This is a genomic window from Parasediminibacterium schistidii, assembly GCF_046546515.1.
Lineage (GTDB): Bacteria > Bacteroidota > Bacteroidia > Chitinophagales > Chitinophagaceae > Parasediminibacterium.
The window spans coordinates 1-18,423 of record NZ_JBKHKJ010000021.1 but is presented as its reverse complement, the minus strand read 5'-3'; the positions used below and the strand labels follow the sequence as shown (position 1 = coordinate 18,423).

The following is an 18,423-nucleotide window of genomic DNA, read 5'->3' as shown; positions in this document are numbered from 1 at the left end:
GCTACGTTATGTCAATACTCAATACATCAGAAACATTCAAGCGCCTGCGAAACCGCTATCGGCTGGTGGTAATGAACGACGATACATACCAGGAGTTGGTTACATTCAAGCTAGACAGGCTGTCTGTTTATATTGTAATGAGTGCCACTTTTTTAATATTGGTAAGCCTTACCGTGGCGCTAATTGTTTTTACCCCAATGAAATATTATATACCCGGCTATGGCAGCCGCAATAGTGAAACAGCATTTAAACTGTTGAAAATACGCACCGACTCGCTGGAGCAAGCCGTTCATTATAAAGACCAGTATTTAGATGGCATAAAAAAAGTACTCAACGGCAACAGCCCTAGCAGTTTGGATACCATTGTCATTAAAATACCTAAGACAGATGTAAGCAACGACTAGGATTATTTTGAATGATGTATTTTAAATTTTAAATTATTTACTTACTTCTAGTTAACCCTAATTTAATATCTAAAATTCAAAATTTAAAATAATTAAAAGTTGCAAGAAAACAAAAACCTTTTGTGGAAATATGCCGGGCTGGCTACGCAACTGTTTGCTGGCCTTGGCTTGATGGTTTTTGTGGGTTTATGGATTGACAAGCATTATATACAATCTTTCCCCTTGCTGGTGTGGCTGCTTCCCTTCCTTTTTTTAGTAGTAGTTATTATTAAAATAGTAAAAGACACTTCAAAGTAAATCCCCTAAAATCAAATATGAAACATCCTTACGGTAAACTGCTTTTGCCTTCCCTTCTTGTTTTTGTACTTATCACTTTAGTATTTCAGCTTGCAGCTGGTTTTTTTGACAAATTAGGCATCAGCCACCGCGTGGTTATCCTTGGCAACTGGCTGCTTTATACCTTGTCTGCCTTCACTGCGTGGATGCATATCCAAGCAATTAAAAACCCCAACCCACATGTATTTAGCAGGAGCGTGCTAGGCGGCACCGCCATAAAACTTTTTGCACTTGGTATTGCCATGGTTGTTTATTTGTTAATGGCTGGCAACAACAAAAGTATTTTTGCTATTTTTACCATCATGTTATTATATGTCATATACACAGTCTTGGACGTAAGAGCAGCTTTATTATTGAATAAAAAAGATTGATGGCGGCAACAGAACACCCCATGCACGCATTGGCGGCTTATTTGCCCGACAATGCTTTTGAACCTGTGGTACATTATGTACACCACTACAAAATACACCTTACCGTTACCCGGAAAAGAAGGAGTGTGCTGGGCGATTACCGCCATGCAGCAGGGTGGGGCAACCATAAAATAAGCATCAACGGCAACCTGAACAAATACGAATTCCTGATTACCTTCCTGCATGAGTTGGCACATTTATTTACTTTTGAACAATACCAAAACAAAGTAGATCCCCACGGTACTGAATGGAAAAACCATTATAGCCTATTGCTCCAAGATTTTGTGGCAAAAAAAATATTCCCACCAGATGTAGAGAAAGCATTGCAGCAATCTATCAAAAACCCGGCTGCAACCGCTAGTGGCGAAACGGCATTGCTGATGGTACTGCGCAATTACAATACACAGCAACGCCCTGGCTTTGTAATAATTGACAAAGTACCCAACGGGGCAAATTTTATAACAGAAAACGGAAGGCTTTTCAAAAAAATAGGCAAGCGTAGGAAACGCTACGAATGCATAGAAATGGAAACAGGAAGGCATTATTCTTTCAGCGGGCTGGCAGAAGTGAAATTAATGGAATGAGTCATAAGTGGTAAGTCGTAAGTTGGGAGCAGCATATTAGTGCAATTAGCAATTAGTGGCAAATTTGTTTGTAAAAAGAAAAGATTTTTTTTCGCTTACTACTTATTACCTACTGCTTATAACTTACCACTTACTACTTCTTATCTTTGCCCCCATGACAAAAAAAGAACGCTACCAAATTGTTTTAGGCTATTTGGCAGAAGAAATACCCAATGCAGAAACAGAATTGATATATGACAGTCCCTATCAATTATTGGTATCTGTAATATTGTCTGCCCAATGCACAGACGTAAGGGTAAATCTTACCACGCCTGCCATTTTCAGCAAATACCCCACCCCAAAAGAATTAGCGGCCACTAGCTTCGACGAACTTTTTCCATTAATCAAAAGCATATCTTACCCCAATAACAAAACAAAGCACCTCATTGGGATGGCCAATTTGCTGATAGACAAATTTAACGGGGAAGTGCCTATGACTGTTGATGAATTGGTGCAACTACCAGGAGTTGGCCGCAAAACGGCCAATGTAGTTACAAGCGTGATAGACCAGCAACCCAACATGGCTGTTGACACGCATGTGTTCAGGGTTAGTGCAAGGCTAGGGCTAACAACCAATGCAACTACCCCATTGGCTGCCGAAAAACAACTCATAAAATACATACCTACCAATATGGTGCACAAAGCGCACCATTGGCTTATTTTGTTTGGTCGGTACACCTGCACTGCCCGCAACCCAAAATGCAAGGAATGTGGCTTAAAAACAATTTGCAAATATTACCAAGCACTTGAGAAAAAAGAAAAGAAGAACTTAACTCGGGCATAATTTCGTACTATCCAAATGTAAGTTTGTGTCTTTGTGGCAACTTTTCTTCACAGTTTATCCAATGGAAAATACCCTAGGTGCATTTCATCAGGTTGGTTTTTGGTAGCAGGCTCAATAAGGATGCTGTATTTGCTTTTGGTTTCCGCAGGCAAAATGTCTTTTACCTCGTAAGCATCGTCCACGTCTATGCCATATTTATCGTCAATATGCGATGGTGCGCCTGCTATATCAAAGTGCTTGTAAAAAGCTGTTTGCTTGGCCTGCCGTATAGGCTCAGTTATACTTTTCCCCACGGCAAGCATCTTGTAATGGTATTCTTCAAACTCTTGTGGCTTGTACCCACCTAGGTTTAGGAAAAACAGCTTTAGTGTTTCTTCATTTGTCATGGGCATTTCATTGTCCAACACAATCTTTATTCCGTACCCGTCCACATTCGTTACTTCCCGCCACGCATCAATGTGCAGCCTACCCTTAGCCTCTGGCCAAAAGTGGTTAATATCAGGTACTAATGCCTGTATAGACGTAGCAACGCCAAAAAACATATCGTGCTGCTCTGTATGCCTGTTTTTTAAACGGCAACCCAGTAATACCATAAAAAGCTTTAATTCCTGCATATATTGGTGGTTTGTTGCAAAATAAGGTTATTGCTGTGTTGTATATGCTTCTTTTTAAATTATTACAACGCTACTTTCAGCCACTTATCCTTATTTCTCTTAGTTCTTTGCTAAAATAATCGGCTTTATGCCCTGCCAATTATCGCTAGTTGCTTTTTTGCCTGTACTTTTAACGCCAAATCAAGAAATACATGAAAAATTTTACACTTGGGTTAAATATTTTTTTGGCAGTCGCTGTGGCTATATTGTTCTATTTGCATTTTTCTTCTAAACAATGTACTGGGCATGGCAGTGCCGCATTGCCCACTAATGCACAGCCAGGTAGTTTTAAAGTAGCTTACTTTGAAATGGACTCGCTACAAAGCAATTTTGAGTATTACAAGCAAGTAGCCAAAGACCTAGGCAATTCCGAGCAACAAAAACGCAGCGATCTGGCCACTAAGAAAAATGCCTATATAGCCAAGGTAAAAGAATACCAAGCCAAGGGGCAAAGCATGAGCCAAACAGAAATGGCACAAGCGCAGCAAGACATTGCCCAGCGCGAAAGGGAATACACGCAGGAAGAACAAGCTAAGAGCCAAGAAATGCAGGACGAAAGCTTTAAAAAACTGCAAGACGTAAAAAAGAAGATTGAAGACTACTTGAAAGATTACAACAAAAACAAAACATATTCTTTTATCATTGCTAGCAATGCAGACCTGATTTATTATAAAGACTCTGCCTACAACATTACCAACGATTTAATAAAAGGGCTAAACGCTTTGTATAAAACAAAATAAAAATAAGATAAGAATTTCAAGAAAATTGCCACTAATGCACGAAAAGGCACTAATAATTTTATTAGTGCCTATTCGTGCATTAGTGGCAATAAAAGAATAATCCTATATTTACTTTTTGCCGTTATGGCTACCTGCTATTTTTCTAATTGTAAAGAAACGTATGAGTACTACCAACTTTAAACCTACGCTTGGGCTGGCAGATGCCACCATGATTGTTGCTGGAAGCATGATTGGGTCGGGTATATTTATAGTAAGTGCTGGTATTGCTAGGGATGTGGGCAGTGCAGGGTGGCTAATAGCCGTTTGGCTTATTACAGGGTTTATGACACTTACCGCAGCATTAAGCTATGGCGAGCTAAGTGCTATGTTCCCAAAAGCTGGTGGCCAGTATGTGTACCTAAAAGAGAGTTACAACCCATTGGTTGGCTTTTTGTATGGCTGGAGTTTTTTCTCGGTGATACAAACAGGTACCATTGCAGCAGTAGGAGTAGCATTTTCCAAATTTGCCGCTTATTTAATACCTACCCTAAGCGAAGACCATAAATTGATAAAAATAGCAACCGGGGTAAACAGTTGCGGCGGCACTACCTTATTCTCTATTAGTGCGGCACAAGTGGTTTCAATTATATTGATCGTGTTGCTCACCTACACCAATACTAGGGGGGTAAAAGGCGGCAAATGGATACAAAACATATTTACCAGTACCAAGCTTGTCGCCCTTTTTGGGTTGATTATTGCCGGTTTCATTGCTTTTAATCCCGCTGTTTGGCACGCAAACTGGGCAAATACTTGGGCAGCAACCAAGGCAACCATGATAGATAGCTGCAACCCTGTATCTGGTTTTAGCGTAGCGCCCATAGCAGGTGCCGCGCTAATGGGTGGCATTGCATCAGCCATGGTAGGCTCTGTTTTCAGCAGCGATGCTTGGAACAACGTAACCTTTATAGCCGGGGAAATAAAAAACCCACAAAAAAACATTGGGCTTAGCTTGTTTTTAGGTACATTGATTGTAACCCTTATTTATGTGGCTGCCAACTTAGTTTATATCGCTGTTTTACCTTTAGACGTGCTGGCGCATGTGGAAAAAGACAGGGTAGCAGTGGCAGCAGCTAATGCTATTTTTGGCAACATTGGCACTATTTTAATAGCGGTACTTATTATGATTTCTACCTTTGGGTGCAACAATGGGTTGATATTGGCTGGTGCAAGGGTTTATTATACCATGGCCAAAGATGGCTTGTTCTTTAAAAAAGCAGGCACGCTCAATAAAAATGCCGTGCCAGCATGGGCATTGTGGGCACAGTGCATTGTAGCTGCCCTGCTTTGCTTAAGCGGTAAATATGGCGATTTGCTAGACATGGTATCGTTTATAGTCGTGATATTTTATGTGCTGACTATCGCTGGTATTTTTATCCTAAGAAAAAAACGCCCCGATGCCGATAGGCCATACAAAGCATTCGGCTATCCATTTTTGCCAGCTTTGTACATAGTAATGGGCATTAGTTTTTGTATTTTATTAATCATCTACAAACCAGAATATACATGGCCGGGCTTAATTATTACGCTTATAGGCATACCGTTGTATTATATTGCAGCCGCAAATAACAAACAGCAAGCGTAGCAATGAATTTTGAGAACTTTGAGCAATTGTTTAGTGCCTTCGGCAACATTAAAGTAGCCGTTATTGGCGATGTAATGCTGGACACATATTTGTTTGGCAAGGTGGAGCGTATATCGCCGGAGGCGCCTGTCCCTATTGTTGCTGTGAGCAGCAAGGAACAGCGTATTGGCGGGGCGGGAAATGTTGCCTTGAACACTGTTGCCCTTGGTGCTGCTACCTTTGTTGTTTCTATTATTGGCGCTGACAACGATGGGGAACAACTAACTGCTTTGTACAGCCAGCAAGGCATTGATACCACATACCTCACCACATCGGCCAAAAGGATAACCACCAACAAAACACGCATCATTAGCAGTAACCAGCAAATGATGCGGCTAGACACGGAAATAACCAAGGATATTTCTCTGGAAGAAGAGGATTTGTTGTTGCAGCAATTGGTAAATTGCATTTCCACCCACAAGCCCGATGTTTTAGTTTTTGAAGATTACAACAAAGGCGTATTAACAGAAAGAGTTATTACAGAAGCGATTGCCTTGTGCAAGCAACATAGCATCATTGCATCTGTAGATCCCAAGCGCAAAAATTTCTTCGCTTATAAAGGTGTTGAAATTTTTAAGCCCAACCTGAAAGAAGTAAAAGAAGGGCTTAATTTATTAATAGAAGAAATTAACCCTGATACGCTTAGCAATATCCATTGGCAACTAAACCAGCAATTGCAACACCAAGTTTCCCTTATTACCTTGTCAGAAAAAGGGGTATTCTATCAATTAAATAGCCAGTCGGCCATCATTCCTACGCACATACGCACCATTGCCGATGTAAGCGGGGCTGGCGATACCGTAATAGCTGTGGCATCGTTGGTATATGCAACCACAAAAGACATTCATTTGGCAGCAGAAATAGCCAATATAGCCGGCGGCCTTGTTTGCGAGGAGGTAGGCACTGTGGCCATTGACAAGCAAAAGCTATTCAATGAATGCAAGGCATTATTGCACATATCTTAGTAACTATTTGCGATAGTTTCAAACCCCAGTAATTTATTTTACAGCCATTGTATTGGCTATCTTTTTATGCCACAAAGGCACCAATACACGAAGCAGCACAAAGAAAAAGAAGGTTAATGGGTATTATATAACATAAAGGAGGTTCTTTTTTTCTTTTCTTCTTCTTTATTTCCTTTGTGTCTCTTTGTGTTTTCGTGACTTAGTGGCGAAAAATTACTTGAGTAGTAACACATATTCTAAAAAAAAACGCAACATGCAAGAATTATCGCCTAAAAAATACATAGAAACAAAAGCAAGGAAACTGCCCATTTACAAATGTATCATCAATAGAGACTGGGCATCGGCACGCATCGCCAGCATAATTGTAACGAGGCGGCATATAAACGGCAACGTAACTGCGGGCTTGTACTTGGTTGACTTGCTGTGCCTAGGCATAAAAGACACCAGTTATTCTTTTAATGTTGACGAGAGTGAATTCTTTAAAGGAACGCCTTTCAAGAACTTTACTATGGAAATAGACTATAACCTAGCACACAATATTATCTATGCAGGCCACGATTTTGCACTTGACTTTGACATTCCCCCACACCCGGATTTTGCCATTACCCGTTTTATACTAGAGGAAGACAACGACAACGACAACATACCCCTGCTAGATATACCAGTAGGCGATGAAAAAGGCAACCCACATTTGATGATAGCCCCTGGCACTAGCTTAAAATACAAGTATGCCTATGACAAACTATTAAAAAATGCGGGTGAAGGCAATTTTAGGTACACGATAGGCATGGAGAACTACGAAGAAGAGCATGACTACAATGACGATGATGACGAATACGAAATGGAATTTGCTAATCCTGAAGATCTTGCCAAAACAAAAAGGATAGAGGAATTTGAGGATGGGGATATTAATGAAAGCACCGTGAGGTTTATTGTATATGAAGATTTTTTAGATGAAGAAAAAATAAAAGCCCGTTCCCTACTGGAGCAAACCAGCCTTAGGCTAGAGGCTGCTTTGCGTATACTGAGGGGGATTTGGGGAGAAATGCCCGCTGAATTTGGCGCATTATTGTCAAAAGAATTTTCTTTGTTCGACTCGTCCCTAGATGTGCCTTCATGGGTAAACGGGCAAATTGAGGCAGGTGTTGCTGCTGCGGCAGCAACAATGGACAAATTTATTCTTGCACAAAAGCATTTGCTAGACAAGGATGAATTGGAGAGGCAGGTGCATGATTTGCACTTAAACATGGCTAACCTTTATATGGATAACCCAATTGTTATTACTTACTTATATTCAAAGTCTGTTGCTATGAAGATGGATAAGCTAGAGCAACTAGTGAAACCCACTATAAAAAAAATGGCTATGCAATATCCTATAGCAAAGCTGTACCTAGCCCTATGCACCTATTTTCAAGGCAACCCAGACCCTAGCATAGCTTATGTTTTAAAGGCTCAAAACCTGTTAGCTGCATTTCCATTGGTAAAAACATTTAGCAAATGGGAGTACCATACATTTTGGCTCACTAAAATACTGGTTAATATCGAAGAAAATAATTTAGCAGCAGCTATTTCTCAATATACCATGGTTTGCGAAGCCAATATGCATAATTGGCTTCTCCCTGAAGTTCAATTTAAGCTCATGTTAAATTCATTCAAATTGATTGACCAGCTTAGGGCAAATGAGGTGGAAGCCAAATAAATACAGGGTGTAAGCATCAACATTATTGGAGAAGCAGATTGCTAAATGCACGAAACCACGGAGCATCACTAAGAAAAAAAGATTGCACGCCTTACATTTTCTTCTTTCCCTTAAACCCTTAGTGCTTCTTTGGCAGTCGTGCCTTTGTGGCAATATGAGTTGATTAGTCGTAACAAATAGACAACACTACCCTCTAGCCCTAAGCCCGTATCACGGTGAGGTTGCCGTTTTTTTCCCATTTCACTACTGCCGATGGGGTTCTAGGGGTATTGTCATCCTGCCTGTATTTCACTACATAATCTACCCCATCTATAATGGCTTTGTCAATTTCTGGGAAAAAAGAAGGCGTGGCTTGCCCGCTGATATTTGCCGATGTGCTTACTATCGGTTTTTGGAAACGCTTGAGTAAGTGCTTACAAAAAGTTTCCCCACAAATACGGATAGCCACGCTGCGGTCTTCGCCCAAAATATTTTCAGCCATGCCTATCACGCCATCATATATAACAGTGGTCGGCTTTGTTGCACTAGCCAAATAATTAAACACTTCCAAGTCTGGGCTGGTTACATAGTGCAGTATGTTCCGCTCACTTGCTACCAGCACAATCATTTTTTTTGTATCGACTCTTTGTTTCAGGGCGTAAATTTTAGCCACGGCTGCCTCGTTGGTGGCATCGCAGCCAATACCCCACACGGTATCTGTTGGATACAGTATCAATCCGCCTTCTTCCAATACTTTCAGGCAATGGCTTATATCATCTAAAAATAATTCCATTTTTTACTTTCTAACTGCAAAAATAGATTAGTTAATTATGAATTATGAGATATGAATTATAAATTTAAACGTCTTTTGATTTTAACTCATAACTCATAATTTATAACTCATAATTCTCTTCTGCTTACTTTTGCCAAAAATGATTTAAAAATGGATTTGAAAGAAAGGATACTAGAAATTTGGAACGACAGGGACTTGCTGAAACACAGCGAGAACAAAGATGTCATCAGGGATGTAATAGCATTGATAGACAAGGGCCAATTGCGCACTGCTTCGCCAACAGCCGAAGGATGGGTGGTAAACGAATGGGTAAAGCAAGCCATCTTGTTGTACTTTGGCATTCAACAAATGCAAACTTACTCATTGCCTCCTTTCGAGTTTTACGATAAAATGCTGCTGAAAAAAGATTATGCTTCGCAAGGCGTTCGTGCCGTGCCACATGCCGTTGCACGTTATGGTGCTTTTTTGGCAAAGAATGTGGTATTGATGCCTAGCTACGTAAACATAGGTGCTTATGTGGATGAAGGCACAATGGTAGATACTTGGGCTACGGTAGGCAGTTGCGCACAGATAGGCAAGCATGTGCATCTCAGCGGTGGCGTAGGCATTGGCGGTGTATTGGAGCCCTTGCAAGCAAGCCCAGTAATTATAGAGGATGGTTGCTTTTTGGGCAGCCGCAGCATTGTGGTAGAAGGCGTTATTGTAGAAAAAGAAGCGGTGCTAGGGGCAAACGTAGTATTAACACAATCTACCAAAATCATTGATGTAAGCGGGGCGGAGCCTATTGAATACAAAGGCCGTGTGCCTGCCCGTAGCGTGGTGATACCTGGCACTTATGCCAAAAAATTCCCTGCTGGCGAATACTATGTAAACTGTGCCTTAATTATCGGCACCCGCAAGCCAAGCACCGATTTAAAAACCAGCTTGAACGATGCGTTGCGGGATTTTAATGTGAGCGTGTAGGGGCGGGAGTTGGTCGCAAGTAAAAGGAAATTAAGCGGAAGTTATTCGTTAGTAAAGAATCGTAAGGTGAACATGAGAAAGAGGGAGTAACAAGTCGGGTACCGCTAAAGTGTCTTAGCTTACTTTTTTTAGCTATTTTTATGAAAAAAAGCTGCATATTGCGAAATTTCCTACTTTTTTTATATTTTTTTTTCGGTTTATAGAATAAATGATAGCATTTATACGTTATATGGATGGGAAAAACAATAAACAAGAATAAGCATGGCTTTTTTAATGCTAGAAATATGTTTTATTGCTTGCCCTTTCTATAAATTATAATCATGCACCTCCTGTTGCTAAGGATGTTTGCAACAGGAGGTGCAAAAATTTTATTCTATGGGTTATACAAATATCATGAAATATGTTCTTTCATTTGTTTTTGCACTTTGCGTAGTTGCATCTTCAGGACAGTCAAGTTATATTGGCTTTTCTGGTACAGTGAACGATTATACAGGAGACCTTAACGGCAATCATTTTGGGCTTTTTCGCTATAAGTCTTACAAGCCAGGTATTGCTATTTCGTTACAGCAATATGGCAGCCCTTTTTTCAATTTCATGGAAACCCTTTCTTACGATTGGGTACAGTATCAAAACGATGCCAAGACTGCGGGCGTGGATGCACAGTTCCTCTCCCTCGATTTCCAGCTAAAATATAAATTTGACAATGGCTACCAGCTAAGGGAAGATGCAGGCGTTGCCCCTTTTTTGCTGCTGGGTGCTGGAGGCACTTATTTAAAGTCGCACCAATTTATAAACGGTACTTCTGTGGCTGGTATTGCAGAAGGAGTAAAGGCTAATTTATTGGCAGGCCTTGGGCTTACTTTCCGTATCAATGAAACAGTAAGTTTTGAGATAGCTAGCAAAGTATATATGCCCTTGTATGATGGGTGGGACGGTATAACAAAAGGCGGAAACGATATTTGGGCAAACGATATTTATGTCCAGCATAGTGCAGGCCTAGTATTTGGCATTAACAAATCGCCTGATTCCGACGGCGATGGTGTACGGGACAGAAAAGATCAATGCCCGGGAACGCCAAGGGGCGTTGCAGTTGACTCTCGTGGTTGCCCACAAGATTGGGACAATGATGGCGTGCCAGATTACCTAGACAGGTGCCCTCGGGTGGCTGGATCTAAAATACTGGATGGCTGCCCAGATAGGGATCACGATTTTGTGGCTGATATAGACGATGCCTGCCCAGATGTACCAGGTTTGGTAAGTAATCATGGCTGCCCAGATAACAATAGCAACAGAAACAATAATTACGACCCAGATTCTGATGGGGATGGCGTTCCAGACTCCCGTGACAAATGCCCTAATTCTCCAAGGGGTTCCGTGGTAGACGCAACTGGTTGCCCTCCAGCATCAACAGAAGACAACACAGATACAGACGGCGATGGTGTGCCAGACAGGATTGATAGGTGCCCGAACACACCGGGGCCAAAATCGAACAGGGGCTGCCCAGAAATTTCTGCAGAGGTAAAAAAACGTTTGAAATTTGCTACCCGGGGCATTTATTTTGAAACGGCCAAGGCCATAATTAAGCCTGAGTCTTACCCAATGCTGAACGAAGTGGTTGACATTATTAACCAATACCCAGATTATGACCTTAGGGTAAGCGGGCATACTGACAATGTAGGTGGCGATAGCTACAATATGGAATTGTCGCAAGCGAGGGTAGATGCCGTAAAAAGGTACTTATCTGAAAAAGGTATATCTGCCAGCAGGCTAGATGCCATAGGCTATGGCAAAACGAGGCCGGTAGCTACCAACTCTACTGCTGTGGGCAGGGCATTGAACAGGAGGGTAGAGCTTGAGTTGTTCTTGAAGTAAAATTTTACAGTTCACCAGATAGTAAATTACTTTTTCATCCTTTAACTTTTCTAGTTGCCGATGCATCCTTATTTTTCGGCTTCTATTAAAAAATATAAAATGTACAAAATTTTAATTGCGGCGGCTTTGATGGTAATAACCGTAGGTAACGCTGATGCACAAAAAGCGAAAAAAAAGAAAAAAGTTGTACCGAAAACGGCAACACCTGCTAAAGATAGTAGTGTTGTTGGTGCTTCCTCCAGCACTACAACTACTACTACAACTACTACCCAGAGCAGCGGTGGCGGTTTAAGTGGGTTGCTTTCAGGCATTACTGGTGGCTCAAAATCCCTTTCTACTTTAGACATTAGCAGCGGCTTGAAAGAAGCATTGCAAGTAGGCGTTCAAAATGCGGCATCAAAATTAAGCTCGGTAAACGGTTTTTTTGGCAATGCAGCGTTGAAAATATTAATGCCACCTGAAGCACAAAAACTTGAGAATACGCTCCGTGAATATGGCATGGGCAAACAAGTTGACGATGCCATCCTGAGCATGAACCGGGCAGCGGAAGATGCTTCTAAAAGCGCAGCACCTATTTTTGTAAATGCCATTAAAGGCATAACCATTACAGATGCAGTTGGCATATTGAAAGGCAGCGACACATCGGCCACTGAATATCTAAAAGGAAAAACCACTAGCCAGTTAACAGCTGCTTTTTCCCCGGTTATACAAACCTCGTTGGATAAAGTAGATGCTACTAGCTATTGGACTACGCTAACTAGCTACTACAACAAAATACCGTTTGTAAAGAAAATAAATACAGACCTAGTTGCCTATGTTACTGATAGGGCTTTGGCAGGCATGTTTACATCGGTAGGCCAAGAAGAACAAAAAATCCGCAAAGACCCTGTTGCCCAGACAACAGATTTGTTGAAGAAAGTATTCGGTGGAAAATAGATTGTTGGTTGGAAAATTTAAGCCTCGGCATTTTGCTGGGGCTTTTTTTTATACTAAAAAATGAGTTGTTTTAACGAAACTAAAACTTTCGTTATTTTTGCAGCATGACAAACTTGAATAAAATAAAACAAATTCTTGAACAAATCAAACCAGAATTGATAGCTAAATATCATATTAGTTCAATTGGTTTGTTTGGGTCTATTGTCCGTGAGGATTTTAATGCTTCCTCTAGCGATATCGACATTATTGTTGATTTTAGCCAACCTATTGGAATTGAATTTATAGACCTAGCTAACTTTATTGAACTGAAACTAAAAAAAAACGTGGATTTGGTATCTAAAAATGGGGTGAAACACCAATATTTTAACCAGTTTGAATCGGAAATAATATATGTCTAGCCGAAATGCATCGTTACTTGTCGAAGATATTATTGACAGTAGCAACAAAATCCTTGATTATACCCAAAACCTTTCTTTTGAAGACTTTATCAATGATAGTAAAACCGTAGATGCTGTTATTAGAAATTTTGAAATAATAGGCGAGGCAGCCAATCGTTTACCTGAAAGTTTTAAGGATAAACATGCAGAAATTGATTGGCATCGAATAAGAGGATTTAGAAATAGAATTGTTCATGACTATTTTGGAATTGATTATGCTATTGTTTGGCAAATTAGGAATTTATTTCTAGATGATTTAATAGAGAAATTAAACAACTTGAACTTCTGAATAGACATAAAGGAGAAATTAACTTACAAGATGCCCTTTCTTTTTTGATTTAATATTTTATAAATACCTTTCCCTCAACACTTTTTCATGGTGCAGGTTATGCCCAAAAACAATAAAGCACAGTGCATTCACGCTAACCATATAGTTGTTGGTAGTGCCTACCCGCTGCAATTGCTTCTCTGTAAAAGAAGCAAACAGCATATCGGTAGATTTTCTTACCAAGGCAAATTCTTCTTTTAAACTTGCCAATGTCCTATGCTGGGCAGGGGCATTCGCTGCATAGCTGTTTTCATCAAAACCCGGCAGGTTGGTTGTTTCGCCACGGCTGATGCACAATGCACGGTATGTAAATATCCGCTCCGTGTCTATTATATGCTGCAATACTTGTTTCACTGTCCATTTGCTTTCAGCATAGCTGTAATTTGCCTTTGCTTCGGGTATGGCATTGATAAATGCAATAAGCCTTTGGCTATAACTAGCTATTAACTCGCCAATTGTCTCCCCTTGGGCAGCATCAATATAGGGCTGCTGGTATATTGGGTGGTATGTACCCCCTGTTGGCCTTGCCATTATGCTTTTACTTTAGTATTTTTAAAAGTGGTTTTGGGCAATTTAACCTTTTTGTCTTTCCCTGGGCCTTTGCTCAATATGTCTGCTTCTGTTACGGCACCATAGGCATTGATCAAGCCTCCACTATGGCACAAGGCACTCATGTTTACAAGCATTTGTGTGCCGGGCATATAAACGCTTGCAGTACTGTCTAGTTTACTAATCGATAGCTCAATAGCCTCTTTGGTTTGCACCGCAGACAGTTTTGGGAAGTAGGACCGTACCAACGCTGCTAAGCCAGCCACAACTGGGGTTGCCATGCTGGTACCATCTAAAAAGCCATAAGCATTGCCACCTGGCAAGCTGCTGTATATCTGAACGCCCGGAGCAAAAACATCCGTGCCATTTTTGCCATAATTGCTAAAGCCTGCCACATAGCTACCCGTAAGGGCAGCATCGCTGCTTGCACCAACGGTTATTACGTTGCTGGCGTGGCCGCCAGATAAAAAGTCGGCACTCGGGTAGTTTTCTGTGCTGTCTATGTTTTTTCCATCGTTGCCTGCTGCGTGTACCAGCAGCACGTCTTTCGATGCTGCGTATTGGAAGGCTTCGTCCACCCATTTCTTTTGGGGAGAGTAGCTTTTGCCAAAACTCATGTTTATTACCTTGGCGCCATTGTCCACCGCATACCTGATGGCTAGGGCAATGTCTTTATCATACTCATCGCCATCTGGCACTGCCCTGATCATCATTATTTTCACATTGTCTGCAATACCGTCCATGCCCACGCCGTTGTTGCGGGCAGCCGCAATAATGCCGCTCACATGCGTGCCGTGCATGCTGCCTTTGCCCATGATATTGGTGTTGCCATAATACCTGTCGTTAAAGTCCTTGTAGTTGTCTTTAATTATCGTGGCGTGTACATCCACTGGTGCGGTTGTTTTTTCCTGCACCTCGTCCTGCAAATGGCTCAACTGCTCATTTAGCAACTGCTTAATAAGGCTGGTTTTGGCATCAGCCCCCGAACTTAGCATTTTCAGCAAATTCAAATGTATCATCTTGGCTTGCTTGCCTTCGATGCTGGTAAGGGATAGTTTTTCTAGCTCATCGGCACTAAAATCACGCATGCCCGTTTCCTTGGTAATGATAGAATCGCATTCGTCCATTTTTTGCATGTACCTAGTTAGCCCTTTTATTTCATCAGCCGTTTCGGGGTTTGGTTCTATTTGCGCGGCAGACCGCTTCCACATTTTGTATTGCCAAAGCTCGTCTTTGCTCAGTTTGTTGGTGTCAATATTTTTGCCGAGGTAAAGGTTTTTGAAGCCGTGATAGACCCTTGCCTTTTCAGAAGATGCTTTTTCTGCCTCAGTTCCGTCTTTGCCGCCCAAAAAATTCCAGCCATGCACATCATCCACATAGCCATTGCCATCATCGTCTATGCCATTGCCCGGTATTTCCTTGGGGTTTGTCCATAAAATGGGTTTCAGGTCTTCGTGCAGTGTATCTATGCCAGAATCTATTACCGCCACTATGATGGGCGTGCTTTTCCTGCCTTGCAAAAACTGGTAGGCTTTGTTCAGGCTAATGCCTGCAAAGCCTTCTGTTGCTTTGTCTTTCAGGTACCAGCCTTTCAGGCTGTCTTGATTGGGTGTAGTTTGGGCAAACGAAGCTGAAATGCCAAAGGCAAGTACTATCCACACTAATATTCTCATGTTATTTGTTATATATGCAAAAATGCGTAAAAGCGGCTTGCAAACACTTGCTTGATGGTTTTTTTACAAAAACTTTTTGATGCGGTGGTAAATTTCCTGATATATAAACCTTTTAGATATGGGTGAAATTGCGAGATTGCTGTATCTTAGAACCTGAATATTGATACTAATGACAGAAAATAAATGATCATGAGTTTAAAACAACCGCATAAAATAAGGGTGCCTTATAATGATTTAGAAATTATTAGCCATGCTTCCGGAGGAGGTGGTAATTTGATTATGGGTTACCAAGATCAATTATTTACTGGATATGCGATTATTGATTATTTCCCAGATACAAAAGATATACAGTTTGAGGATGAATATAAAAATGGTGAACATATTGGTTGGGATAATGAATATTACCCTACAGGAGAACTTAAAAGTGAATGTTTGACGATAGGGATACACTTTTCAATGGATACAACAGAATATGATATTAATGGAAATGTAACATCGCATATCCGTGTTGTTTCAGATACTACATATTCAGAATTAGTGGCTAAATACAACTTGCTGGACTAACAATAAATTTTAAACATGCTACTAGCCTTAGATATTTATTACAGAGACGATACTGCAAAAGCTGTAGGTGTACTTTTTAATTGGGAGGATGAACAGCCTGCTTCGATTATTGTGGAATGGATAGAAAATGTTGAACCCTATGTTTCCGGGAAATTTTACAAAAGGGAACTTCCTTGCATCATGAAAATAATGGAGAACGTGGAGTTGAGTCAATTGGAAGCTATTATTATAGATGGGTATGTGTTTATTGACAATGATAAAAACTATGGGCTAGGCGGCCATTTGTGGGAGGCTTTGGGCAAAACAATACCGATAATCGGCGTAGCCAAAACATCTTTTTTCAGCAATAAGGGAACTGTGTTGCCAATTACACGGGGAGAAAGCAAAAACCCTTTGTTTGTATCTGCCATTGGGATGGATGTAAGCGAAGCTGCCAATTTGGTTCGCAATATGAAAGGCAGTTTTAGGATACCTACTGTTTTAAAGGAATTGGATAGGGTAACGAAGGAGGTGTAGGATTATACAAACGGAAATAGAAATTAGAGATTCAAATAAGTCATTTTTTATGAATCAAGAGTTATTACAAACCATGAACAAATATTGTATCAGTTTTATAAAAAAGCCAAGTGGGATAAAAGAAGTTCACGGTACACATTATTTATCTGGCTTTATTAGTAAATGGGGGAATTCACATCCAGATGATGTTATTGATTTTATAGCAGATATTGATAAATGTATCAATAGGCAATTTGATTTTGAAAATTTGGATACGACTATGTATAGTATTGATAATTATGATACAGAATTAGTGCCTGCAGGTTTGATATTTTTTAATAAAAATAGTACAGGCTATGTTACCAGTACTGATATCTTTCCTTATGAAGACATAAAAATATTGCTAGTTGGTTGGAGTAATTTCAAGTTACTGGCATAATTGTGGCGAAAAGTCCCTTGTTTTACGAGGCTTATAACCTCGTAGCCCTATGCTGTTGCTTTTAGCAACAAAATAAGACACATATACGCTAGTTGAAAAAGGCAATGTATAGAATTATTACTTTTATAAAGCATACCCTCCCCAAAAAAAACTACTAATCCAGCAATATGCCCACACTTTCCAAAACATTTTCGGGGTAGTGGTAGGGTTCGCATAGTGCCAGCATTGTTTTGGCTATGTCTTTTGTTGTGAGCATGGTAAACTTGCTGGCAGCCAGTTTTTCTAGGGATTGGCCATCCAACTGCACAAACTCATTTTCTGCTAATGACAGGTTTTCTTTTAGGTTTAAGGTTAAATACGCATTGTCTTGATAAACGAATGCTATTTTATAAATATCGTTTAGCCCTGCTTTTGACAAAAGGATTTTGTCGCATTGTTTTATTTTTTCAATTTTTGCCAGTTGGTTGCCTAATCGGTAGCCATTGTGGAACTTAATAAAAGGTTTGCTCTTGTCTGGTATGCTGCACTTAACCAAAATATCGCTGCACATATCAAGCTGGCGTACCAGTTGTATTTGATGGTCAGTAATGGTTAACCAAGCAATTACCGTAGGCAAATAAAGCTGGGGATGCAAGCCATCATGGTATTCCTTTATGCAGCTCCTGCATATTATTTTTTCAACCCTGTTCAAAGTAATAGCGTCATCTTTTAAAATTTTATCAAGCACAGAGATAATTGCTTCCTTGTACCGGGTTTTGCCTTGTATTGGCACTTTAGATCTGTTGGTTTTTTGCGGTGTTGGTTCAAGTGCGTATGTGTCCAAGCGTTTTTGTAAAACTTCCTCGAGCAATTTCCTTTCGTCTGCGGTAAACTTTATTTGATTCATTCCTATATTATTTTGCCCCAATTGTATTTGAGCCAGTCAAAAGTAATTGAACCTTTATTAGAACAGGGTTTTTAATTACAATCAGTCAACTCATTGTTACTACTCACCACATTTAATATGCTTTTTTAGCCACAAAGGCACAAAAACGCGAAGAAATACTAAGAAAAAGAAGTTTACAAACAACTAGTGGCAATGCCTCCAAAAAGTAGACTTTATATCAATTAGAAATCTTACA

At 40.4% G+C, this 18,423-nt stretch carries 22 protein-coding genes; 17 read left to right on the top strand and 5 right to left on the bottom strand.

Going from position 1 to position 18,423, the window contains the following annotated elements; translation table 11 throughout:
- Window positions 1-8 precede the first annotated feature (8 nt).
- From ACHFIY_RS12680 to nth, 5 genes are all read left to right on the top strand, one after another.
- Window positions 9-404, top strand: a complete 396-nt coding sequence (locus ACHFIY_RS12680; protein ID WP_410846472.1) for a hypothetical protein — start codon at window positions 9-11, stop codon at window positions 402-404.
- 99 nt (window positions 405-503) lie between these two features.
- The gene (locus tag ACHFIY_RS12675; RefSeq protein WP_410846471.1) at window positions 504-701 is read left to right on the top strand and encodes a hypothetical protein; all 198 of its coding nucleotides are present in this window, start codon (window positions 504-506) and stop codon (window positions 699-701) included.
- A 17-nt stretch (window positions 702-718) separates the two neighbouring features.
- Complete coding sequence (locus tag ACHFIY_RS12670) at window positions 719-1,111, top strand: hypothetical protein (RefSeq protein ID WP_410846470.1); 393 nt, start codon at window positions 719-721, stop codon at window positions 1,109-1,111.
- Entirely contained in the window at window positions 1,111-1,734 is a 624-nt protein-coding gene (locus ACHFIY_RS12665; RefSeq protein ID WP_410846469.1) for a SprT-like domain-containing protein, read from the top strand. Before ACHFIY_RS12670 ends, ACHFIY_RS12665 begins: the two co-directional genes overlap by 1 nt.
- A 154-nt stretch (window positions 1,735-1,888) precedes the next feature.
- Window positions 1,889-2,557 (top strand): endonuclease III, encoded by a 669-nt coding sequence (gene nth / locus ACHFIY_RS12660; RefSeq protein ID WP_410846468.1) that lies wholly within the window; start codon window positions 1,889-1,891, stop codon window positions 2,555-2,557.
- Between the two features lie 47 nt (window positions 2,558-2,604).
- Here nth and ACHFIY_RS12655 read toward each other — a convergent pair whose 3' ends face one another.
- Window positions 2,605-3,171: a DUF1543 domain-containing protein gene (locus ACHFIY_RS12655; protein ID WP_410846467.1), complete on the bottom strand. Its 567-nt coding sequence runs from the start codon at window positions 3,169-3,171 to the stop codon at window positions 2,605-2,607.
- A gap of 191 nt (window positions 3,172-3,362) precedes the next feature.
- Between ACHFIY_RS12655 and ACHFIY_RS12650 the strand changes: the two genes are divergently transcribed.
- From ACHFIY_RS12650 to ACHFIY_RS12635, 4 genes are all read left to right on the top strand, one after another.
- Complete coding sequence (locus tag ACHFIY_RS12650; protein WP_410846466.1) at window positions 3,363-3,950, top strand: OmpH/Skp family outer membrane protein; 588 nt, start codon at window positions 3,363-3,365, stop codon at window positions 3,948-3,950.
- Window positions 3,951-4,110: 160 nt separating this feature from the next.
- Complete coding sequence (locus ACHFIY_RS12645; RefSeq protein ID WP_410846465.1) at window positions 4,111-5,571, top strand: APC family permease; 1,461 nt, start codon at window positions 4,111-4,113, stop codon at window positions 5,569-5,571.
- Window positions 5,572-5,573: 2 nt separating this feature from the next.
- Entirely contained in the window at window positions 5,574-6,575 is a 1,002-nt protein-coding gene (locus ACHFIY_RS12640; RefSeq protein ID WP_410846464.1) for a bifunctional heptose 7-phosphate kinase/heptose 1-phosphate adenyltransferase, read from the top strand.
- Between the two features lie 253 nt (window positions 6,576-6,828).
- A complete protein-coding gene (locus tag ACHFIY_RS12635) occupies window positions 6,829-8,274 on the top strand; it encodes a hypothetical protein (RefSeq protein ID WP_410846463.1) in 1,446 nt (481 codons plus the stop codon).
- 199 nt (window positions 8,275-8,473) lie between these two features.
- Here the strand turns inward: ACHFIY_RS12635 and ACHFIY_RS12630 are convergent, their stop codons facing one another.
- Window positions 8,474-9,046, bottom strand: coding sequence for an L-threonylcarbamoyladenylate synthase (locus ACHFIY_RS12630; protein WP_410846462.1), 573 nt, complete (start codon window positions 9,044-9,046; stop codon window positions 8,474-8,476).
- 150 nt (window positions 9,047-9,196) lie between these two features.
- Between ACHFIY_RS12630 and ACHFIY_RS12625 the strand changes: the two genes are divergently transcribed.
- From ACHFIY_RS12625 to ACHFIY_RS12605, 5 genes are all read left to right on the top strand, one after another.
- On the top strand, window positions 9,197-10,009 hold the full coding sequence (locus ACHFIY_RS12625; RefSeq protein ID WP_410846461.1) for a 2,3,4,5-tetrahydropyridine-2,6-dicarboxylate N-succinyltransferase: 813 nt from the start codon (window positions 9,197-9,199) through the stop codon (window positions 10,007-10,009).
- Between the two features lie 375 nt (window positions 10,010-10,384).
- The gene (locus ACHFIY_RS12620; RefSeq protein WP_410846460.1) at window positions 10,385-11,881 is read left to right on the top strand and encodes an OmpA family protein; all 1,497 of its coding nucleotides are present in this window, start codon (window positions 10,385-10,387) and stop codon (window positions 11,879-11,881) included.
- A gap of 99 nt (window positions 11,882-11,980) precedes the next feature.
- Window positions 11,981-12,817: a DUF4197 domain-containing protein gene (locus ACHFIY_RS12615; protein WP_410846459.1), complete on the top strand. Its 837-nt coding sequence runs from the start codon at window positions 11,981-11,983 to the stop codon at window positions 12,815-12,817.
- Window positions 12,818-12,921: 104 nt separating this feature from the next.
- Window positions 12,922-13,215 carry a nucleotidyltransferase family protein gene (locus ACHFIY_RS12610; protein WP_410846458.1) on the top strand — a complete coding sequence of 98 codons (294 nt, stop codon included), beginning with the start codon at window positions 12,922-12,924 and terminating at the stop codon, window positions 13,213-13,215.
- A complete protein-coding gene (locus ACHFIY_RS12605) occupies window positions 13,208-13,543 on the top strand; it encodes a HepT-like ribonuclease domain-containing protein (protein ID WP_410846457.1) in 336 nt (111 codons plus the stop codon). The genes ACHFIY_RS12610 and ACHFIY_RS12605 overlap by 8 nt, the downstream gene beginning before the upstream one ends.
- Window positions 13,544-13,600: 57 nt before the next feature.
- On the opposite strand, the gene ACHFIY_RS12600 is transcribed toward ACHFIY_RS12605, so the two are convergent.
- Entirely contained in the window at window positions 13,601-14,113 is a 513-nt protein-coding gene (locus tag ACHFIY_RS12600) for a DinB family protein (RefSeq protein WP_410846456.1), read from the bottom strand.
- Window positions 14,113-15,804, bottom strand: coding sequence for a S8 family peptidase (locus ACHFIY_RS12595; RefSeq protein WP_410846455.1), 1,692 nt, complete (start codon window positions 15,802-15,804; stop codon window positions 14,113-14,115). Before ACHFIY_RS12595 ends, ACHFIY_RS12600 begins: the two co-directional genes overlap by 1 nt.
- 189 nt (window positions 15,805-15,993) lie before the next feature.
- Here ACHFIY_RS12595 and ACHFIY_RS12590 point away from each other — a divergent pair, with 189 nt between their 5' ends.
- The 3 genes from ACHFIY_RS12590 to ACHFIY_RS12580 are packed head-to-tail and all read left to right on the top strand — an operon-like array spanning window position 15,994 to window position 17,302.
- Window positions 15,994-16,368, top strand: coding sequence for a hypothetical protein (locus ACHFIY_RS12590; RefSeq protein ID WP_410846454.1), 375 nt, complete (start codon window positions 15,994-15,996; stop codon window positions 16,366-16,368).
- Between the two features lie 15 nt (window positions 16,369-16,383).
- Window positions 16,384-16,884, top strand: coding sequence for an endonuclease V (locus tag ACHFIY_RS12585; protein ID WP_410846453.1), 501 nt, complete (start codon window positions 16,384-16,386; stop codon window positions 16,882-16,884).
- Window positions 16,885-16,933: 49 nt separating this feature from the next.
- Window positions 16,934-17,302, top strand: coding sequence for a hypothetical protein (locus tag ACHFIY_RS12580; protein WP_410846452.1), 369 nt, complete (start codon window positions 16,934-16,936; stop codon window positions 17,300-17,302).
- Window positions 17,303-17,456: 154 nt separating this feature from the next.
- Here the strand turns inward: ACHFIY_RS12580 and ACHFIY_RS12575 are convergent, their stop codons facing one another.
- Window positions 17,457-18,188, bottom strand: a complete 732-nt coding sequence (locus tag ACHFIY_RS12575; RefSeq protein ID WP_410846451.1) for a hypothetical protein — start codon at window positions 18,186-18,188, stop codon at window positions 17,457-17,459.
- Between the last annotated feature and the right edge of the window lie 235 nt (window positions 18,189-18,423).

Excerpts from the sequence above, each read along its gene's own strand:
- ACHFIY_RS12680 (WP_410846472.1), top strand. The coding sequence starts at position 9 with ATGTCAATACTCAATACATCAGAAACATTCAAGCGCCTGCGAAACCGC.
- ACHFIY_RS12670 (WP_410846470.1), top strand. The coding sequence starts at position 719 with ATGAAACATCCTTACGGTAAACTGCTTTTGCCTTCCCTTCTTGTTTTT.
- ACHFIY_RS12665 (WP_410846469.1), top strand. The coding sequence starts at position 1,111 with ATGGCGGCAACAGAACACCCCATGCACGCATTGGCGGCTTATTTGCCC.
- nth (WP_410846468.1), top strand. The coding sequence starts at position 1,889 with ATGACAAAAAAAGAACGCTACCAAATTGTTTTAGGCTATTTGGCAGAA.
- ACHFIY_RS12655 (WP_410846467.1), bottom strand. The coding sequence starts at position 3,171 with ATGCAGGAATTAAAGCTTTTTATGGTATTACTGGGTTGCCGTTTAAAA.
- ACHFIY_RS12650 (WP_410846466.1), top strand. The coding sequence starts at position 3,363 with ATGAAAAATTTTACACTTGGGTTAAATATTTTTTTGGCAGTCGCTGTG.
- ACHFIY_RS12645 (WP_410846465.1), top strand. The coding sequence starts at position 4,111 with ATGAGTACTACCAACTTTAAACCTACGCTTGGGCTGGCAGATGCCACC.
- ACHFIY_RS12640 (WP_410846464.1), top strand. The coding sequence starts at position 5,574 with ATGAATTTTGAGAACTTTGAGCAATTGTTTAGTGCCTTCGGCAACATT.
- ACHFIY_RS12635 (WP_410846463.1), top strand. The coding sequence starts at position 6,829 with ATGCAAGAATTATCGCCTAAAAAATACATAGAAACAAAAGCAAGGAAA.
- ACHFIY_RS12630 (WP_410846462.1), bottom strand. The coding sequence starts at position 9,046 with ATGGAATTATTTTTAGATGATATAAGCCATTGCCTGAAAGTATTGGAA.
- ACHFIY_RS12625 (WP_410846461.1), top strand. The coding sequence starts at position 9,197 with ATGGATTTGAAAGAAAGGATACTAGAAATTTGGAACGACAGGGACTTG.
- ACHFIY_RS12620 (WP_410846460.1), top strand. The coding sequence starts at position 10,385 with ATGGGTTATACAAATATCATGAAATATGTTCTTTCATTTGTTTTTGCA.
- ACHFIY_RS12615 (WP_410846459.1), top strand. The coding sequence starts at position 11,981 with ATGTACAAAATTTTAATTGCGGCGGCTTTGATGGTAATAACCGTAGGT.
- ACHFIY_RS12610 (WP_410846458.1), top strand. The coding sequence starts at position 12,922 with ATGACAAACTTGAATAAAATAAAACAAATTCTTGAACAAATCAAACCA.
- ACHFIY_RS12605 (WP_410846457.1), top strand. The coding sequence starts at position 13,208 with ATGTCTAGCCGAAATGCATCGTTACTTGTCGAAGATATTATTGACAGT.
- ACHFIY_RS12600 (WP_410846456.1), bottom strand. The coding sequence starts at position 14,113 with ATGGCAAGGCCAACAGGGGGTACATACCACCCAATATACCAGCAGCCC.
- ACHFIY_RS12595 (WP_410846455.1), bottom strand. The coding sequence starts at position 15,804 with ATGAGAATATTAGTGTGGATAGTACTTGCCTTTGGCATTTCAGCTTCG.
- ACHFIY_RS12590 (WP_410846454.1), top strand. The coding sequence starts at position 15,994 with ATGAGTTTAAAACAACCGCATAAAATAAGGGTGCCTTATAATGATTTA.
- ACHFIY_RS12585 (WP_410846453.1), top strand. The coding sequence starts at position 16,384 with ATGCTACTAGCCTTAGATATTTATTACAGAGACGATACTGCAAAAGCT.
- ACHFIY_RS12580 (WP_410846452.1), top strand. The coding sequence starts at position 16,934 with ATGAATCAAGAGTTATTACAAACCATGAACAAATATTGTATCAGTTTT.
- ACHFIY_RS12575 (WP_410846451.1), bottom strand. The coding sequence starts at position 18,188 with ATGAATCAAATAAAGTTTACCGCAGACGAAAGGAAATTGCTCGAGGAA.